General features: G+C 62.4%; 15 protein-coding genes. 10 read left to right on the top strand and 5 right to left on the bottom strand.

What is annotated here, in order from left to right; genetic code table 11:
- The first annotated feature begins 72 nt into the window (after nucleotides 1–72).
- Nucleotides 73–3,903 (top strand): DEAD/DEAH box helicase, encoded by a 3,831-nt coding sequence (locus tag OKB87_RS04660; protein WP_270805182.1) that lies wholly within the window; start codon nucleotides 73–75, stop codon nucleotides 3,901–3,903.
- Nucleotides 3,904–3,996: 93 nt separating this feature from the next.
- On the opposite strand, the gene OKB87_RS04655 is transcribed toward OKB87_RS04660, so the two are convergent.
- Nucleotides 3,997–4,890 carry a DNA replication terminus site-binding protein gene (locus OKB87_RS04655; protein WP_270805183.1) on the bottom strand — a complete coding sequence of 298 codons (894 nt, stop codon included), beginning with the start codon at nucleotides 4,888–4,890 and terminating at the stop codon, nucleotides 3,997–3,999.
- Nucleotides 4,891–5,413: 523 nt separating this feature from the next.
- Here OKB87_RS04655 and OKB87_RS04650 point away from each other — a divergent pair.
- From OKB87_RS04650 to OKB87_RS04620, 7 genes are all read left to right on the top strand, one after another.
- Entirely contained in the window at nucleotides 5,414–5,623 is a 210-nt protein-coding gene (locus OKB87_RS04650) for a DUF1127 domain-containing protein (RefSeq protein ID WP_010675316.1), read from the top strand.
- Between the two features lie 272 nt (nucleotides 5,624–5,895).
- Nucleotides 5,896–6,912, top strand: coding sequence for a succinylglutamate desuccinylase (gene astE, locus OKB87_RS04645; RefSeq protein WP_270826613.1), 1,017 nt, complete (start codon nucleotides 5,896–5,898; stop codon nucleotides 6,910–6,912).
- Between the two features lie 261 nt (nucleotides 6,913–7,173).
- On the top strand, nucleotides 7,174–8,271 hold the full coding sequence (gene pdhA, locus OKB87_RS04640; protein ID WP_270826612.1) for a pyruvate dehydrogenase (acetyl-transferring) E1 component subunit alpha: 1,098 nt from the start codon (nucleotides 7,174–7,176) through the stop codon (nucleotides 8,269–8,271).
- Nucleotides 8,264–9,250 (top strand): alpha-ketoacid dehydrogenase subunit beta, encoded by a 987-nt coding sequence (locus OKB87_RS04635; protein ID WP_218409232.1) that lies wholly within the window; start codon nucleotides 8,264–8,266, stop codon nucleotides 9,248–9,250. Before pdhA ends, OKB87_RS04635 begins: the two co-directional genes overlap by 8 nt.
- Before the next feature lie 94 nt (nucleotides 9,251–9,344).
- Nucleotides 9,345–10,445, top strand: coding sequence for a dihydrolipoamide acetyltransferase family protein (locus OKB87_RS04630; protein WP_270826611.1), 1,101 nt, complete (start codon nucleotides 9,345–9,347; stop codon nucleotides 10,443–10,445).
- A gap of 204 nt (nucleotides 10,446–10,649) precedes the next feature.
- Entirely contained in the window at nucleotides 10,650–10,859 is a 210-nt protein-coding gene (locus tag OKB87_RS04625) for a cold-shock protein (protein WP_005331438.1), read from the top strand.
- A 121-nt stretch (nucleotides 10,860–10,980) separates the two neighbouring features.
- Complete coding sequence (locus OKB87_RS04620) at nucleotides 10,981–11,286, top strand: hypothetical protein (protein ID WP_190284034.1); 306 nt, start codon at nucleotides 10,981–10,983, stop codon at nucleotides 11,284–11,286.
- Here OKB87_RS04620 and OKB87_RS04615 read toward each other — a convergent pair.
- A complete protein-coding gene (locus tag OKB87_RS04615; protein WP_011706664.1) occupies nucleotides 11,273–11,521 on the bottom strand; it encodes a TIGR02647 family protein in 249 nt (82 codons plus the stop codon). The two genes, OKB87_RS04620 and OKB87_RS04615, sit on opposite strands and share 14 nt — an antisense overlap.
- A 250-nt stretch (nucleotides 11,522–11,771) precedes the next feature.
- On the opposite strand from OKB87_RS04615, the gene OKB87_RS04610 reads away from it, so the two are divergent.
- Both OKB87_RS04610 and OKB87_RS04605 read left to right on the top strand, forming a co-directional pair.
- Nucleotides 11,772–12,329: a hypothetical protein gene (locus tag OKB87_RS04610; RefSeq protein ID WP_029299771.1), complete on the top strand. Its 558-nt coding sequence runs from the start codon at nucleotides 11,772–11,774 to the stop codon at nucleotides 12,327–12,329.
- 93 nt (nucleotides 12,330–12,422) lie between these two features.
- Nucleotides 12,423–12,815 carry a DUF2750 domain-containing protein gene (locus OKB87_RS04605; protein ID WP_005302792.1) on the top strand — a complete coding sequence of 131 codons (393 nt, stop codon included), beginning with the start codon at nucleotides 12,423–12,425 and terminating at the stop codon, nucleotides 12,813–12,815.
- 114 nt (nucleotides 12,816–12,929) lie between these two features.
- On the opposite strand, the gene OKB87_RS04600 is transcribed toward OKB87_RS04605, so the two are convergent.
- The 3 genes from OKB87_RS04600 to OKB87_RS04590 all read right to left on the bottom strand — a co-directional run bounded on the left by OKB87_RS04600 (nucleotide 12,930) and on the right by OKB87_RS04590 (nucleotide 16,666).
- Nucleotides 12,930–14,780, bottom strand: coding sequence for an extracellular solute-binding protein (locus OKB87_RS04600; protein ID WP_190284035.1), 1,851 nt, complete (start codon nucleotides 14,778–14,780; stop codon nucleotides 12,930–12,932).
- 121 nt (nucleotides 14,781–14,901) lie between these two features.
- The gene (locus tag OKB87_RS04595; RefSeq protein WP_190284036.1) at nucleotides 14,902–15,792 is read right to left on the bottom strand and encodes an EamA family transporter; all 891 of its coding nucleotides are present in this window, start codon (nucleotides 15,790–15,792) and stop codon (nucleotides 14,902–14,904) included.
- A gap of 127 nt (nucleotides 15,793–15,919) precedes the next feature.
- Nucleotides 15,920–16,666, bottom strand: coding sequence for a DeoR/GlpR family DNA-binding transcription regulator (locus tag OKB87_RS04590; protein ID WP_011706659.1), 747 nt, complete (start codon nucleotides 16,664–16,666; stop codon nucleotides 15,920–15,922).
- Nucleotides 16,667–16,749 lie beyond the last annotated feature (83 nt).

Here is a 16,749-nt window from a genome sequence, read left to right as displayed (position 1 = left end):
TTCGCGCTTAAGGGTCGAGCCGCCGCCGCTTTCCCGTTAAAATTCCGCCTTTGCATCTGCCCGTGAGTTCTGATGTCAGCCTTCACCCTCTCTTCGGATTGCCATGCCCTGCTCTGCGAGCTGCAACTGCAGCGCGCCGCCAGCACCCGTTACCTGCAAGACACGCTGCATGGGCAGCATTCGCTGACCGACACCCTGAACCGGCTGGAGCGGCTGGGGCTGATCCGCCAGCGCACGGAGCAGCAGTGGAGCCTGACGGCGGAGGGGACCCTGACCCTGATCCTGGCGGTACGCTCGGGGGCTTGCCCCATGCCGGACTGGCGCCGGGTGCCCTCGGTCACGGTGCAGGAGGTGGCACAAGGGGTGGTGCGCGAGCTCTGCCTGGGGGAGGCGGGGCAGATCCCGGCCTATTACCAGAGCGCGGAGCTCCTGAGCCTGCTGGATCTGCCCGACGCCCATCGCCTGCTGCCTGGCTCCAGCCCCGCCTGGCAAACCCTGCTGCTCGAACACTTCGCCCTGCAGACCCTGCTGGATGCCGAGCCGGAGGCGAGCTGGCCGCTGGCGTTCCTGGTCACCCCTTGCGCCCCTGCACTGGCGGCGCGGGTCGAGGCGCTGGCCACCGAGTGGGCGTGGCTCTGCGGACCGCTGACCGGCGAGGTGACCACTCACTGGCCGTCGCTGCAACAACTGGCTGCGCGGGAGGATGAACAGACCCTGGCCGAACGGCTCCAGAGGGCGCTTGGGCAGTGGCAGGTGCAGGAGGGGGCCGGGTCCTGGCCCAGGATGTTCAGCGCCCTGCTCTGGCTCGGCTGGTTGCAGCAGGCGGATCCCGTGCTCGCCAGCGAGCAACGCAAGAAGTGGCAGCGCAGCCTTGGCAACCATTTCCCCCTGCTTTCGGATCTGCTGGGACAGTGGGCCGGTGATCGCCACGGTCAGGCGGTCGGCCTGTTCGATACCTTGCAACTGCCGCTGGAGGAGCTCCACTGGGGCTACCTCTGGCTCGATCTCTGCGCCCTCGCGCGCCACGGCGAGCAGAGCCCCCAGGTGGCCATACTGCACAAGTGGGATCTCTCCCACGTGCTGGAGGCCGAACCCCGTCATCGTCTGATGGCTTTCTGCCAGGATCTGCTGCGTCTCTTGCTGGGGCTGGGGGCCGAGCGTCCCCCGTTGCAGCAACTGCGTGCCACTTCGGCCCCCGAGGCGGCCAGCGATGCAGACGATGACGACAAGACCCCCGCCTCGGCCAGCTGGCTCAACTGGCTGCAGGGGCTGGGGCGCTCCAGCGGCGTGCGCAAGGCGCAGGAGCGGCTGGTCTGGCTGCTCCATGCGGAAGGGCCCGAGCTCGAGTGCAAGATCCAGAAGCAGAGCACCAAGGGGGAGTGGACCGCCGGACGCCGGGTCGATCCGGCCCTGCTCTCCACCCAGTATGCCGCCCTGCTCGACGAGGCGGACTGGGCCCTGGTGCGCACCCTGCCACGGGGCATGAGCAAGCTGCCGCGAGACGCCTGGGCCCCCCTGGCCAGCCATCCGCGCCTGTTCAACGCCAAGGGACAGAAACTGCAGCTGGCCATCAGTGCCCCCTTGTTGCAAATCGTCGCCACCGAGCAGGGCATGAGCGCCGTCCTGAGCCCGGCCGCCGCGGCGCGCGGGGCGCACATCGTGCCCCTGGCCCAGGATCTGTGGCAGCTCATCCTGACCCCTCAGGCGCTGCTGGACAGACTGCCTGCGCTGGAATCCATACCGCTGCTGCCAGCGGACGGGCTTGCCGAGCTGCAACGCACCCTGGATGCCATTCCCGAGCTGCCTTGGCACAGCCAGGTGGTTGGGCTCGGTGGCAATGCCGAGCTGACCCCCTGGCCCGGGGTGCCTTCGGTCCAGCTGGACTGGCAGGATGGTCAGCTGGTAGTCCAGCTGGTGACCCGGGAGGGGGAACTGCCGCCGTTGCCCCTTGGCAAGGGGGAGGCCATAGTGCGCCAGAGCGTCAGGGACTATCACTACTGGCAGCGGGATCTGGCCGCCGAGAAGGCCGAGGCCCAGTCGCTGCGCAACCAGCTACCCATCGGCCTGCCGGGCAACGAATGGAAGCTGGACGGTGAGCAGGCACTGACCCTGGTCAATGCGCTGCCCGAGCTGGTGGACGCCGGAGTGGTCGTTCACTGGCATCAGGACAGCGCCCGCCTCAAGAGCCTCGACGAGGCGGCCCTGAGCCTGCGCATCGAACGTCGCCAGGACTGGTTCCAGGTGGAGGGTGCGCTGGCATTGGACGAGCACCAGATCCTCGACTTGCGCCTTATTTTGCGCCAGCTCACCCCGGGCCAGCGCACGGTTCAACTCGACGAGAAGACCAGCCTGATGCTGAGCGACAAGCTGGTGGAGCGCCTCACCATGCTGGGGGCCATGCTGGACACCGAGCAGCGCATCAACAACAAGCTGGCCTACCCCCTGGCCCGCCTGCTGTCGGCGGTGACCACGGCCGGGGATGGCTCCTGGGATGCGCTGCAACAGGAGTGGCAGCAGGAGGTGGAGTGCCCGCCCGAGCTTCTGACGGCGCTGCGGGATTATCAGAAGGAGGGGGTGCGCTGGATGGCGACCCTGGCTCACCACGGCTTCGGCGCCTGCCTCGCCGACGACATGGGCCTGGGCAAGACCCTGCAGGCGCTCATGGTGCTGCGCATGCGTCAGCACCTCGGCCCCGCCCTGGTGGTGGTGCCGAAATCCGTGGTCACCAACTGGCAGGAGGAGGTGATTCGGTTCGCCCCCGAGCTGGAGGTGGTGGTGTTCGAGAACCCCGCCGAGCGGGAGACCCTGATCCAGGAGGCCAAGGCCGGCCAGATCATCCTGGTCAACTACGGCATGCTCGGCAGCCTGGCCCAGTCCCTCAAGTCCCGCCGCTGGGCGAGCATGGTGCTGGACGAGGCGCAGCAGATCAAGAATGCCGGCACTCAGCGTGCCAAGCTGCTGTTCCAGCTCGAGGGGGATTTTCGCTTGGCCCTCTCCGGTACCCCCATCGAGAACCACCTGGGGGAGCTGTGGAGCCTGTTCACCTTCATCAACCCGGGCCTGCTCGGCAGCCTCGGCGAGTTCAAGCGCCGCTTCGGCAAGGCGGTGAAGGATCCTCAGCACATGGCGTTGCTGCGGGCGGTGATCAGCCCCTTCATCCTGCGCCGCCTCAAGCAGCAGGTGCTGACCGAACTGCCGGACAAGACCGAGATCATTCATCACATCAGCCTCTCCCCGGAAGAGCGTCAGCTCTACGAGGCGACCCGGCGCGAGGTAGTGCAGCAGGTGCAAAGCGCCGATGGCCGTGCCCTGATGCACGTGCTGAGCGGCCTGACCCGCCTGCGACGGCTCTGCTGCTCCCCCGAGCTGGTGATGCCTGAGTGGTCCCAGACCAGCAGCAAGCTGGACGAGGCCATGGCGCTGCTGGATGAGGCCATCGATGGCGGGCACCGGGTGCTGGTGTTCAGCCAGTTTGTCGATCTGCTGAGCCTGCTGCGGGCCCGCATCGAGCAGCGGCAATGGGACTACTGCTACCTGGACGGAGGTTGCTCCGCCAAGTCCCGTCAGGAGTCCATCCTGCGGTTCCGTCACGACCCTGTTCCCCTGTTCCTCATCAGCCTCAAGGCGGGGGGCACGGGTCTCAACCTGACCCAGGCCGATACCGTGTTGCACCTGGATCCCTGGTGGAACCCGGCGGTGGAGGATCAGGCGAGCGATCGGGCCCATCGCATGGGGCAGACCCAGCCGGTGACCGTCTATCGACTGGTGTGTGAGCAGACGGTGGAAGAGAAGATAGTGGCGCTGCACGACGAGAAGCGGGCCCTGGCCGATGGCCTCTTGAGCGGCCAGTCCGAGGTGCGCGGCCTGGATGTGGAGAGCTTGCGCGCCCTGCTGATGAGCTAGGAGCTGTGCTGGTTGCCTGTGTGCGAGAGGGGGATGGTCCTGGTGGCCATCCCCCTCTCTGTTTCAGGGACTCATGGCTCTGGCCAGGAGGCGCTAGCCATGATAACGATAGAGGTGTAGCCGCTCTATGATGGCTTCGCCGCCAATCTTGCGATCCCGCCGCGCCTGGCGCAGCTTGGGCGGATAGTGGCCCAGATGGGTGACGGCGGGTTGGGTATCCGAGCAGAGCAGCAGGGGCAGGCTCGCCTTGAGCTGCTGCTTGCGCGGCGCCCTGTCCTGCCAGAGCAGGTTGATCATGGGATGGGTCTTGACCGGCCGGCGGATCCGCAGCTGCACATCCGCCGGTAGGCGTCGGATGTCATACACCTCCTGATCCACCATTTTGCTCCACTCCTCGTTGCTGGAGAGTGCCGGCACATAGCGGCGGCTGCGCTCCAGCATTTCCAGCACCTGCTCGCGGCTGAGGCGGCTGATGCTCTGCTTATCGGCCCAGGTGAAGCCGAGGGAATGCAGCTCTCCGGTGAGCAGAGTGAGCTTGCGATAGACCTGCAGGGTGATGACCCCGGGTAGAGCGCTGTGCACCAGTTCGAACTTCTCATCCCGCCCGCCGGCGGCCTGTACCAGGGCCTTGAAGGCGAGCTTGTGGCTGTTGATCTCGTCGAGCAGCGGCTGCAACAGGGAGGCACAGGCGGCGGGGAAGCGCAACCAGCCAGGCAGCCGGTGAGTCGCCTTGGTGGAGCAGCCGGGGCGGGCGCTGTGATCCTGATAGGCGGTCAGGGTGGCGGCCAGCGCCGCCTCCCCCGAGAGATAGCCCACGTCGATGGCCTCGATGGGATCGTGCTCTTCCCCTTGTGGCACGGCGGGCAGGGGATAGACATGGGCCTCCAGCAATGGGAGCTGGCCGAGCTGTCTGGCGAGACGGGTAAGGGCGTCTTCCAGTTCGTCCATCTGTTGACGCAGGGCGGCGGTGGGGGTAAAGGTGTCCATCGGCATATCCTGTCTGTTTCCCCAATCCGTCACCCGAAAGGTGGCGAGCTGGGAGCATGATTGAACCACTGTATAAATAACCATACCAGTATGACGGGAAGGCGCCAAGTGCCGCCTTTCAAGTGCCATCCGGGGGCGGCAGCTGTGGCCGCGCTTCGGAGGTTGTCGATCGGTATCACATTGTTAAATAACGATCTTTAAGTGATCCAATCATTAACAATTGACAGCGAGGCAGAGGGGATGGCGTCCTGCCTGCAACTCGAGCTGTGCATAGCTAACGTGGGAAACTGCATAGTTAGAGGTCGATGCGGCAGGAGAAAATGCTGCCGGGTTGGATGAGGGAATGTCTTTCCAATATTTCATATATAAATCAATTGGTTGTGTTTCACCCCATGACGAGATCAGCCATTACTTTTACTAATCTCATGTATCAAAATTCGTCAATTGAGGCACCTCCTCGCCCTGACTAAGCTTTGCGCATCAAATCCGAGCCTTGCGCAGAACTAGAGAGAGGAGCCATATCATGGCCAACATGACTTATACCGAAGCCGGTTACCAGCATTCCAGCGAATCGAATCTGGTTGCTCGCGTCAAGATGACCGTCCTGACCTGGCTGGAACGCAGCCGCAGTCGTCGCCAGCTCTCCGAGCTGCCCGCCTACCTGCTCAAGGACATCGGTCTAAACGAAGCCGACCGCTATCAAGAGACCACCAAGCCGTTCTGGCGTGGTTGATCAGCCGGGCATGGATGCCTCGTTTTCTTGCTGATCTGAACTGCTCTGCCTGATGCTCTTCGCCCCCAGACGGGCCCGATTTTTCCCCTGTTGCCGCTTCCTGTTTTCCCCCTTGTCTGTTTTTCCTTCTGTTTGCCCCCTGCGGCATGATTTGTCATCATCCCTCGCCAACTTTGTATCCTTACTGTTTGAATTTGTTTAAAAACTGATTTTAAGCCCGGCTGCCTTGCGTATAATCCGGCCATAGCATTCCAGACAAGAGGGTGAGATGGATGATTCCCCAGCATGACTTTTTGGCTCTGACCCGCCGCCACGAGTGGCAGCTCGATCCTTTTGCCTTCGACCTGGCCAACGGCACCCGGGTGAGTGTGTGGGACACTGGCGTACTCTGCCTGGAGCCCACAGGGACGTCGCCTGGCGGGCGCAAGGACATAGTGCTCTCCTGCGGCATTCATGGTAACGAAACCGCCCCCATCGAGATCTGCAACCAGTTGCTGACCCGGCTGCTCAGCGGGGAGATCCAGGCCTGCCACCGGGTGCTGTTCCTCTTTGGCAACCCCGCCGCCATGAACCAGGGGGTGCGAGAGGTGGAAGAGAACATGAACCGGCTCTTCTCGGGCGCTCACAGCAAGGGGGAGGGGCTGTGCAACAGGGAGCGCATTCGCGCCATGCGTCTGGAGCAGTATGTGAGCCGCTTCTTTGCCGACCCCGCCAGGCCCCGTTATCACTACGATCTGCACACCGCCATTCGCGGCTCCCGCCACGAGAAGTTTGCGGTCTATCCCTTCCCCCACGAGCGGCCGCACAGCAAGGAGCAGGTGCAGTTCCTCGGGGCTTGCGGGGTGCGCACCATTTTGCTCTCGAGCGGTCCTACCACTACCTTCAGCTATTACAGCTCGCACCAGCATGGTGCCCATGCCTTCACGGTGGAGCTCGGCAAGGTGCGCCCCTTTGGCGAGAACGACATGACCCGCTTCATCGAAGTGCGTCAGGCGTTGCAGGAGCTGGTGACCCGGGATGAGGTGATGCTAGAGCCCTGGCGGGCGGATGACTTCACTATTTTTGCCATCGATAGGGTGATCAACAAGCAAACGGCCGAGTTTCGTTTCCTGTTTGCCAGCGACGTGGACAATTTCACCGAATTTCCCCAGGGGTTTGTGCTGGCGGAAGACGGAGATCGGCAATACAGGGTAGAGAAACCGCGGGAAGCGGTGGTCTTCCCCAACGCCAACGTGGCCATCGGCCAACGTACCATGCTGTTGGTGGTGCCGACCCGTTTGTGGGAGTGATCTGAGCCCATTTTTTCACGCCAATCCAGCGCCCTTGGCGGCGTGCCAAATACGGGCGTGATCCCGAACCCGCTCCGACAGGGAGCCCGAAAGGGCTCCCTTCTTCGTTTCTGCTCGCCGAAAATCTCATCTTCTTTCTGAAATTAAAGAAGTTTCTACTGGTCTTACCTGACTGAATCTCGTTGCCCTTTACTTAACATATTATTTACATTCTAAGGGTCACCTCATGGTGGTGACGCTGACAACGGCAAGGAGCCAGTTATGACCCATGTCGACATCCCCTTCCTTCGTTACCTCGATGAGGAGGGGCGCCCGGTCGCGACACTACCGACCTGGCTGGACAAGGCGATGCTGCACACCTTCTACCGCAACATGGTGATGGTGCGCAGTTACGACAAGAAAGCGATAGCACTGCAGCGAACCGGCAAACTCGGCACCTTTCCCTCCCATCTGGGGGCAGAGGCGGTGGGGATTGGGGTCGGTCTCGCCATGCGGCCGGAGGATGTCTATGTGCCCTACTACCGGGACATGCCCACCCTCTATGTGCGGGGCGTGCCCATGGAGCAGAACCTGCAATATTGGGGCGGAGATGAAAGGGGCAGTGTCTTCTACAAGGCCGATGGCGAGTTGTCGGAAGACTTGCCCATCTGCGTTCCCATCGCCACCCAGATCACTCATGCCTCTGGCATAGCGGCCGCCTTCAAGCTGCGCAACCAGCCCAGGGTCGCCGTGGTGACCATAGGCGATGGCGGCACCTCCAAGGGGGATTTTCTCGAGGGGCTCAACTGCGCCGGTGTCTGGCACCTGCCCATGGTGATGATCATCAACAACAACCAGTGGGCCATCTCGGTGCCACGCAAGCTGCAGTCGAGCGCGCCTACCTTGGCCCAGAAAGGCATAGGGGCCGGAGTGCGCAGCCTGCAGGTCGATGGCAACGACGTGGTGGCCGTCTATGAGGCGACCCGCGCCGCCATCGAGCGGGCCCGCAGCGGCAAGGGGCCTACCCTGATCGAGGCGGTGAGCTATCGGTTGGGGGATCACACCACGGCCGATGATGCGACCCGCTATCGGGAAGCGGCCGAAGTGGAAGCTGCCTGGGCCAAGGAACCGGTCAAGCGGCTGCGCCAGTTCATGTTTGAGCAGGGCTGGTGGGACGAGCAGCAGGAGCAGGCATTGCTGGCCGAGGCGGCCCGCGAAGTTGAACGCGCAGTGGCCGTTTATGAAGGCACAACGGCTCAGGCGCCGGAAACCCTGCTCGATTATCAGTTTGCCGAGCTGCCGAGGGAGTATCGTGCCCAGCGTCAGCGCATCATCGCCAAGGGCATGCAGCAGCGCGGCGGGGAGACACACCATGAGTGACATGACACTGCTCGAAGCGGTCAATCTGGCATTGCACCATGAGATGGAGCACGACCCCGATGTGGTTGTGTTGGGGGAAGATGTGGGAGTCAACGGTGGGGTGTTTCGCGCCACCGTGGGCCTGCGGGACAAGTTCGGTTTCAAGCGGGTGATCGACACGCCGCTGGCGGAGGGACTGATCGCCGGGGTGGCGGTCGGCATGGCGACCCAGGGGCTCAAACCCGTTGCCGAATTCCAGTTCCAGGGCTTCATCTTCCCCGGCATGGAGCAGATCATCTGCCAGGCGGCACGAATGCGAAACCGCACCCGCGGCCGGCTCTCCTGCCCCATCGTCTACCGCTCCCCCTACGGTGCCGGTATTCATTCGCCCGAGCACCACAGCGAGAGTGTGGAGGCGCTGTTTGCCCATATTCCGGGCCTGCGGGTGGTCATCCCCTCCAGCCCGAGGCGGGCATATGGCCTGCTGCTCTCGGCCATTCGCGATCCGGATCCCGTGATGTTCTTCGAACCGGATCGCATCTATCGCTCCATGAAGTCGGATGTGGTGGATGACGGCGTTGGCCTGCCGCTGGATGTGTGTTTCACCCTGCGACCCGGACGGGATCTCACCGTGGTTGCGTGGGGGGCCTGCATCCAGGAGGTGATGCGAGCCGCCGCCTTGCTGGCGGAACAGGATATCCAATGCGAGGTGCTGGATCTTGCCACCATCAAGCCGCTGGACATGGAGAGCATCCTGGCCTCGGTGCGCAAGACAGGGCGTCTGCTGGTGGTACACGAGGCGTGCGGCAGCTTCGGGGTCGGTGCCGAAATCGTGGCACGGGTCACCGAGGAGGCGTTGACCTCCCTCAAGGCGCCGCCAAAGCGCCTCACCGGGGTGGATGCCGCCGTCCCCTACTACCGCAACGAGGAGTATTACCTCATCACCGAGCAGGATATCGCGGATGCGGCTCACCAACTGATGGAGAACAAGTGGCTATGACGTCTCTCAACTGTTGGCGCTCAGGCGCCCGAGCAAGGAAGAGCCATGAAGTCGGTCAATCTTTGGTGATGTCCCCGCGGATGGAGAACTGGTCATGAAATTTTTCAAATTACCGGATCTGGGTGAAGGATTGGCCGAGGCCGAGATCGTCGAATGGAAGGTCAGCGCCGGCGACACCGTGAGTGTCGATCAGGTTCTGCTGTCGGTGGAAACTGCCAAGGCGCTGGTGGATGTGCCCTCGCCGGTGGCGGGGGTGATCGCCAGGTTGTGTGGTGCCGAGGGGGATATTCTTCACATCGGTGCCCCCCTGGTTGAGTTCGAAGGCGGCGAGGATGACGGCACCGTGGTGGGCAAGGTCAGCGCCCATCAGCACCACATCGAGGATCACTTCGTGGTGGGTGCCATGGCGCCCGGTGGCACCCTGGTGCAGGCCATGCCGGCGGTGCGTCTGCTGGCGCAAAAGCTGGGGCTGGACATCGACAGGCTCAAGGGTACCGGCAGTGCTGGCATGGTGACCGAGCAAGACGTGCAGAGCGCCTTCGAAGCGCTGCAAAGCAGCGGCAACGAATTTCTCAAGGGGTCGCGCCGAGCCATGGCAAAGGCGATGGAGCACTCTCATCAGACGGTGGTGCCAGTCAGCATTACCGACGAGGTGGACTTGCGTCACTGGCGCCCCGATGAAGATGTCACGGTGCGCCTCATCAAGGCCATCGGTGTGGCTTGTCGGGCGGAACCCTCCATGAACGCCTGGTTTGACGGCGACACCCTGTCAAGGCGGCTGTTCAGAGAGGTCAACGTGGCCATTGCGGTGGATTCCAAGCACGGGCTCTATGTGCCGGTAATGGAAAATGTGGCCGAGCGGGAAGGGGCCGATCTGCGCCAAGGGCTGGATCGCATGATTGCCGACGTGAAGGCGCGCGCCGTGCCGCGCGAGATGTTGCAGGGGGCGACCATCACCCTCACCAACTTCGGCGCCATCGCGGGGCGCTATGCCAGCCCGATCGTGACGCCACCTCAAGTGGCCATCATAGGGGCGGGCAAATTGTTCGAGAAAGTCGTGTTCATTCATGGTGAGGCTCGCCCGGTCAGAGCGCTGCCGTTGTCGATGACATTCGACCACAGAGCCTGCACCGGCGGTGAGGCGGCACGCTTCCTCAAGGCCCTGGTACAGGCGCTGGAAGCCCCCTCGTTGTGACATGTGTGCCCTGCCGTGGCAGGGCACAAATTGTTTGCGTAATCCCCAAAGCCACGTATAATCTAAACCAGCTTGAAAGGGCGATAGTTATGTCAATGAATATGATGTTTTACATCTTTTCCTGTTGTTCATAAGTTAATCCCGTTTTTTGAGCTTTATCCGCTGAAAAGCATAAGTAATTATTTTGAATACAGGTTTAAAGATATGTCTAACATGATCACCGGTACCGTTAAGTTTTTCAACGAAACCAAAGGTTTTGGCTTCATCCAGCAAGAAAACGGCCCGGACGTTTTCGTTCACTTCAGCGCTATCAGCGGTAACGGTTTCCGTACCCTGGCTGAAGGTCAGCGCGTACAGTTCTCTGTGACCCAAGGTCAGAAAGGCCCGCAGGCTGAGAACGTAACTGCTCTGTAATTCTTACAGAATTTAAGAAAGCCGTGGTGCCTCTGGTTCCACGGCTTTTTGTTTATGGACGCTTCACTCTCATCTGTGGGGAGTGAATGGTGCTACTTCCTACTCTCTCGTTGCTTCCACCATGCTGCCATCTCTTCTGCTTGCCGCCACTCTGATCACTTCTGCCGATGTGCAGAGACAGGATACTGTCGAGGCCGAGGCAAAAGCCGTATGCCAGCAGTTTGTCGAGGTGCGCGTGGGCGGCGGCTCCCTGCCCGACGAGATCAAGGCACAACCATTGCCAAAACGGGTGGGGGAGTGGATGGTCGATGGCAAAGTAAAAGGACCCGAAGGTCCTTTGCTGTTTGCCTGTCTGTTGCGTCAGGGGAAACACTGGGAGCTGCTCAACTTTTCGCTGTGGGCTCCCAAAGCGATCAAAGCGGTTTGAGTGCGACCAGCAGGTGCTGCAGGTGCTCGACCATGGTCATGCCGAATGGCGTCAGATAGCCACCATCTTCCGCGCTGATGAGCCCCTGTTGATGCAGGCGTGACGCTGCCTGGCAGAGTTCGTCGGACATGTCGCTGCGCAACTTGATCCCCAGGCTCATGTTGGCCGGATCAAAACATGCCAGTATTTTCAAATCGTTTACAAACTCGTTAGAAACCTGGTCGATCCCGATCATGAATGCACTCCTTACGCTAAAGATGTATGCAAACTAGCATTCCCGGATCCACTTTAGTGGGCGCTGGCTCAAACTATTGGGCTTTCTCCTTTCCATACGTGCTCAAACGCTGCTTTTTTGGTCGTCCTGCCAGTACTTTTTGGAGGCGTAGTTGAGTCCGCCCCTGCCATGCCAAACATGATAGGATAGGAGCCTCCTTTGTCTTTCTGGCCGAACGCTGCGTATCGGCCTCCGGTTCAAGGCGTATTCCATGGTCAAGATCACACTGGTATCACTGCTGCACACACTGGGGACGCGTTTCCCCGTCTATCCCGCCTCCCTGTTGTTGCCCCTGCTCGAGCAGCATCAGGGCGATGTCTGGCTGCCGGCCTGCAAGGGAGCGGATGTCGCCGCCCTGCGTCAGCATGGCAAGGGGGCTGCCGCCCAGACCCTGGCCCCGCTGACGGCGGCCTGGTGTGATTTTGCCACTGGTGAAGAGGGTGCGACGCCTGAGCTGGATGCATTGGCCAATTACGACAGCGAGATGATGGACAATTTGCTGATGTACTGGCACAGCCCGGCCAAGATCAACAGCCCTATCACCGACAACCTGTTCGAGTTGCGCCGGGAAGTAGTGGATGAGGCCCATGGCGGCAAGCTGGCCGCCGCCTGGCAAGCGCAACAACAGGCCCGTTTCGAGCAGGTCATGGCCGCTGCCCTGGCCGGACGGGAGCAGCTCTGCTTCGTCGAAGTGGAGTCCGCCTACTGGCTGCGCCAGCGTTTCAGCGAGATGGCGGAGATCACCCTGGTGACCCCCGAGCTGGGATGAGATCGCGAAAAATCGGTGACCGATCTCTCATACTGGACAAGGCGCCGGCAAGATGTGAACATGGCGCCCTTTATTGCACAAGAGACTTGACCGATGAGCTATGAACTGAGCGACACCGAGCGCAATGCAGCGCTGCAACTGAACGCGGACTACCGCTTTGATCACTTCATCAGCAAGCTGGTCGAGCACGAAGAGCTGTTCGTTCTGACCGACGAGCACGGCGTCATGATGCTGACCACCGACGATGAAGACTGCATCCCGGTATGGCCGCACCCGGAATACGCCAAGGCGTGGGCCGAAGGGGAGTGGGCCGACTGCAAGCCGCAGTCCATCACCCTCAAGGTGTGGCTGGAGCGCTGGATCGACGGCATGGAGCAGGATGAACTGTGCGTTGCCGTGTTCCCGACCCCGGATCAGGAAGGTATCGTGCTGGAGCCGGCCGACGTGGCCGACGCCATCGCCCAGAAGCAGGCCAAGCGCGGTTAATCGCTGCTGCTTCCAGCTGGCAACCCCGGTTGCAAAAAAGACCCCGCCACTGTGCGGGGTCTTTTTGTTGGTGGCCTAGGCCAACCTTGGCAAAGAGGCAGGCTGCACAAGCCCCTATTTCTGCTGATAGGTGGTATCAACCCGGGTAACGGCCGGAAAGGCCTGGTCCGCCTTAATGGCGGCCTGGGTCTGCGTCTTGGCCTCTTCATCAATCCAGAACAGGCCACCGTAGCTGTAGCCGCTGTTGCTGCCGTCCAGCGGCCAGTAGAGTAACTCGCTCTTGGGCGTAGCCGGCAGCTTGGGCAGTTTTATCCAGCGCCAGGCCCCCTCCCGGGTGTAGGGCACCTGGTAGGCGGGCACAAAGCTGGCCAGCTCATAGAGCCGCTGCTGGATCTGGCGCGACAGCGCCGCTTTTTTGGCGAAGTCGAACTCCTTGTCGTACTGCTCCACCAGGGCCGTGATGGCATCGTCATCGATGTTCATGATGTTGTTGGTCTGCGGCTTGTTGGCGTTGATCTTGTGGAAGAACTCCCAATAGGCGGGATAACGGCTGCCTGACCAGGCCATCCAGGCGCTCTGGTGTTTTTTCTCCAGCATCGACTTGAAGCCGGCCGAGGCGTCCATCAGGTTGAGCTCGAGGTTGAGCCCCGCCTTCTTGGCCTCTTCGCGCAGCAGGGTGAGGCGCTGGGCGTGCTCCGCCGTGGTGTAGGTGATGGTCAGGGTCAGCGGCTGGCCCTGGCTGTTTTGCAGGGTACCGTCGGGGCCGGGTTTGGTGAAACCGGCCTTGGCGAAGTAGTGGCGCGCCAGCTCGGGATCAAACGGACGGGCCTTGAGAGCCGTGTTGGTGAACTCCCCCTGGCCGGAGCCGTAGCTGTTGAGGCGCTGGTAATCCCCCCGCAGCAGGGTGGTGAGCATCTTGTCGAGATTGAGGGCGTGCTGGATGCCGAGCCGCACATTGAGATCGCGCAGCAGCGGATCGGCGGTGTTGAGATAGAGCCCAGTTGGGGGCTGGGGCGTCTGGTTGTAGAACCAGAGTCGCTCGATATAGCCCTTGGCGAACTCCGGGGTTTTGCTCTTGTCGTGCCACCAGTTGGGCATCACCAGCGGGAAGGTATCGAGCTCGCCGCGCAGGAAGTGCTGCCAGGCGATGTTCTGATCCCTGAGTACCTTGAGCTCGATCCGATCCGGGTTGAAACGGTGCTGGAAGTAGCGCTCGTCATTGCCCCACCAATCCTTGACCCGCTCGAAGGTGACCGACTTGCCCTTCTTCACCTCGCCAAGCTGATAGGGGCCGGTCACCGGCAGCAGCTTCCAGTTGTACGCCTTGACCCAGTCGGCGGTGATCTTGATGGCGTGGCTGGGGGCCGGGCTGAAGGGCAGGGATTCCAGCAGATCCTGGCGACTCTTGGCACTGCCGCTGGAGATGGCCAGGGTGTGGTCATCAAACTTGGTCACCTCGCTTATCTGGGTGCTGTAGTAGTTGTTGTACCAGGGGTCGTTGATCTCCTTGCTGCGCAGCAGCTTGAGGGTGAACAGCCAGTCATCGGCGGTGACCGGTTGACCGTCTGACCAGCGTGCCTTGGGATTGATGCGCAGATAGAGGGTCTTGTGGTCAGGCCCGAAGGCCCATTCGTTGGCCAGCATCGGCATGGGATTGCCGGTGACGGGATGGGTGCTCAGGAGCGGCAGGTTGGTCTCCCGCATATAGCCGGCGAAGCCGCCGTTGGAGTCCGGGCCGTATACCCGCAGGGTCAGCGGAAAACTGGTCATGAAGCCGCGAAAGGAGCCGCCCCGCTTGGCGGCCGGATCCGCGAAAACCGGATCCGCGTTGTTGCTCTCCCACGTCAGATCGGCTGGCAGGGGGGCGCTCCAGCCGTAGTGGCTCAGACAGAGGGTCAGGGCAATGGCGCTGGTGCGCAGAAGGCGCGGGATGATGCGGGGGCTGGCGGTGAAGGTCGATGGCATGTCCTTGCTCTCCTGATGGCTGCGTCCTGCAGGCCACTCGCTGGTGGCTCCAGCCCCGATGGGGGCTGGCTCATCATGGAAAGTTTCCCCGCCCTGGTCAATGGCGGCGGGCAAATAAGGATCAGACGGCCTGCGGCTTGAACCAGCGCAGCCGGCCGCCCAGCAGATGTACCACGAATCCCAGCAGCACCAGGGCCGAGCCCAGCCACTGCAAGGGGGTGGGGTGCTCGTCCAGCAGCAGGGCTGCGGCCACCATGCCGACGCAGGGCACCAGCAGGGAGAGGGGGGCCACCTGCGCCACCGGGTAGCGCATCAGCAGCCGTCCCCACAGGCCGTAGCCGAGCCAGGTGGCGACAAAGGAGAGATAGAGCACGCACAGGAACCCCTGCCAGCTGATGTTGAGCAGGCTGCTGGCCATCAGCTCGGGCCCCTCGAACAACCAGGAAAGCGCGAAGAAGGGAAGGATGGGTACCAGTCCGCCCCAGGCGATAAGGCTCGGCAGCGTGGTCTGGTAGCGCAGCCCGATCTGGCGATTGATGACGTTGCCAAGGCCCCAGCAGGCGGCCGCGCAGAGGGTCAGCACGAAGCCGAGCAGAGTGAGATTGCCTTCACCATGGGTGGCGATGAGATAGAGACCGGCCCCCGCCAGCGGCAGGGCCACCCAGTGGTGGGGTTGCCAGCGCTCACCCAGCCAGATCATGGCGAACAGCAGGGTGAACACCACCTGGGATTGCAGTACCAGCGAGGCCATGCCCGCCGGCATGCCGAACTTCATGGCGCAGAACAGAAAGGAGAACTGCCCCAGACTGATGGCTCCGCCATAGGCCAGCAGCCAGCGCCACGGCATGGCGGGTCTGGGAACCAGCAAGATGGCGGGAAAGACCACCCCGACGAAGCGCAGCGCCCCCAGCAGCAGCGGGGGAATCCCCTCCAGCCCCCACTTGATGGCGACGAAGTTGAGCCCCCAGCAGAGGATGACCAGAGCGGCCAGAAATTTGTCCTTGGTGTGCATGCGGCGTCCTTCGGTGTGTGGCCTCTGGCAGGAGAGGCCAAAAGAGGACGAGCATACCCCAGCCTCGGTGGGCGCCGTCAAGCCGCCAGGCGGGGGAGCAACCCGGCAACGGGGGGAAAGGTGCGATTCAGGCGGCGACGCAGTGCACTGTGATGCCGCGTGCGGCCAGGGTGGCCCGCATGGGGGCGGGCAGGGCATCGTCGGTGACCAGCACGCCGATCTGGCCTGGCGTGCCGAGCGGGCTCGGGTGGATGGCGCCGAATTTGCTGCTGTCGGTGATGACCACATTGGTCACCCCCTTGGCCAGCACGCTGTTGACCACATCGGCCCGCATCATGTCACGGCCGGTGAAGCCCATCTCGGGATGAAAACCGTCTACCCCGATGAAGGCCTTGGAGAAGTGCACCTGCTCGATGCACAGCCGGGTCAGCGGCCCCACCACGCTCTCGCTCTGATGCTGGAACAGGCCGCCGAGCAGTACCACCTGGGCCTGGGTATCGCGCAGCAGGTGGGCGATGTAGCTGCTGATGGTGATGATGGTGACCCGCTTGTGCAGGGCCAGATGACGGGCCAGCAGGGCGTTGGCGCTGCCCCCCTCGATAAAGACCGTCTCGCCATCCTCCACCAGCTGGGCGGCCCGCTCGGCGAGGCGCTCCTTGAGCAGGTAGTTGATGTTCATCCGGGCGTCGGGGTCGTCGCTCTCCAGCGCCATGGCCGAGCCGTGCACGCGCTTGAGCAACCCCTGTTTTTCCAGCGCGGTCAGGTCGTTGCGCACCGTCACCTCCGAGACCCCGGTACGTTGGGAGAGCTCGCTCACGCTCATCTTGCGGGCCTGATGGACCAGGGTGAGGATCAATTGGTGGCGTGGGTTCATGGGGCCTCGCTGGCTGGCAGTGGATAGCGGCAAGCCACCGCGCGGGTGGCTTGCCGGTCATAAAGGGGCACAGCTGCCCCTGG

The organism is Aeromonas sp. Y318-1 (genome assembly GCF_027706125.1).
Classification (GTDB): domain Bacteria; phylum Pseudomonadota; class Gammaproteobacteria; order Enterobacterales; family Aeromonadaceae; genus Aeromonas; species Aeromonas hydrophila.
The sequence above is the reverse complement of the archived record's forward strand: the minus strand, read 5'-3'. Positions and strand labels throughout refer to the sequence as shown.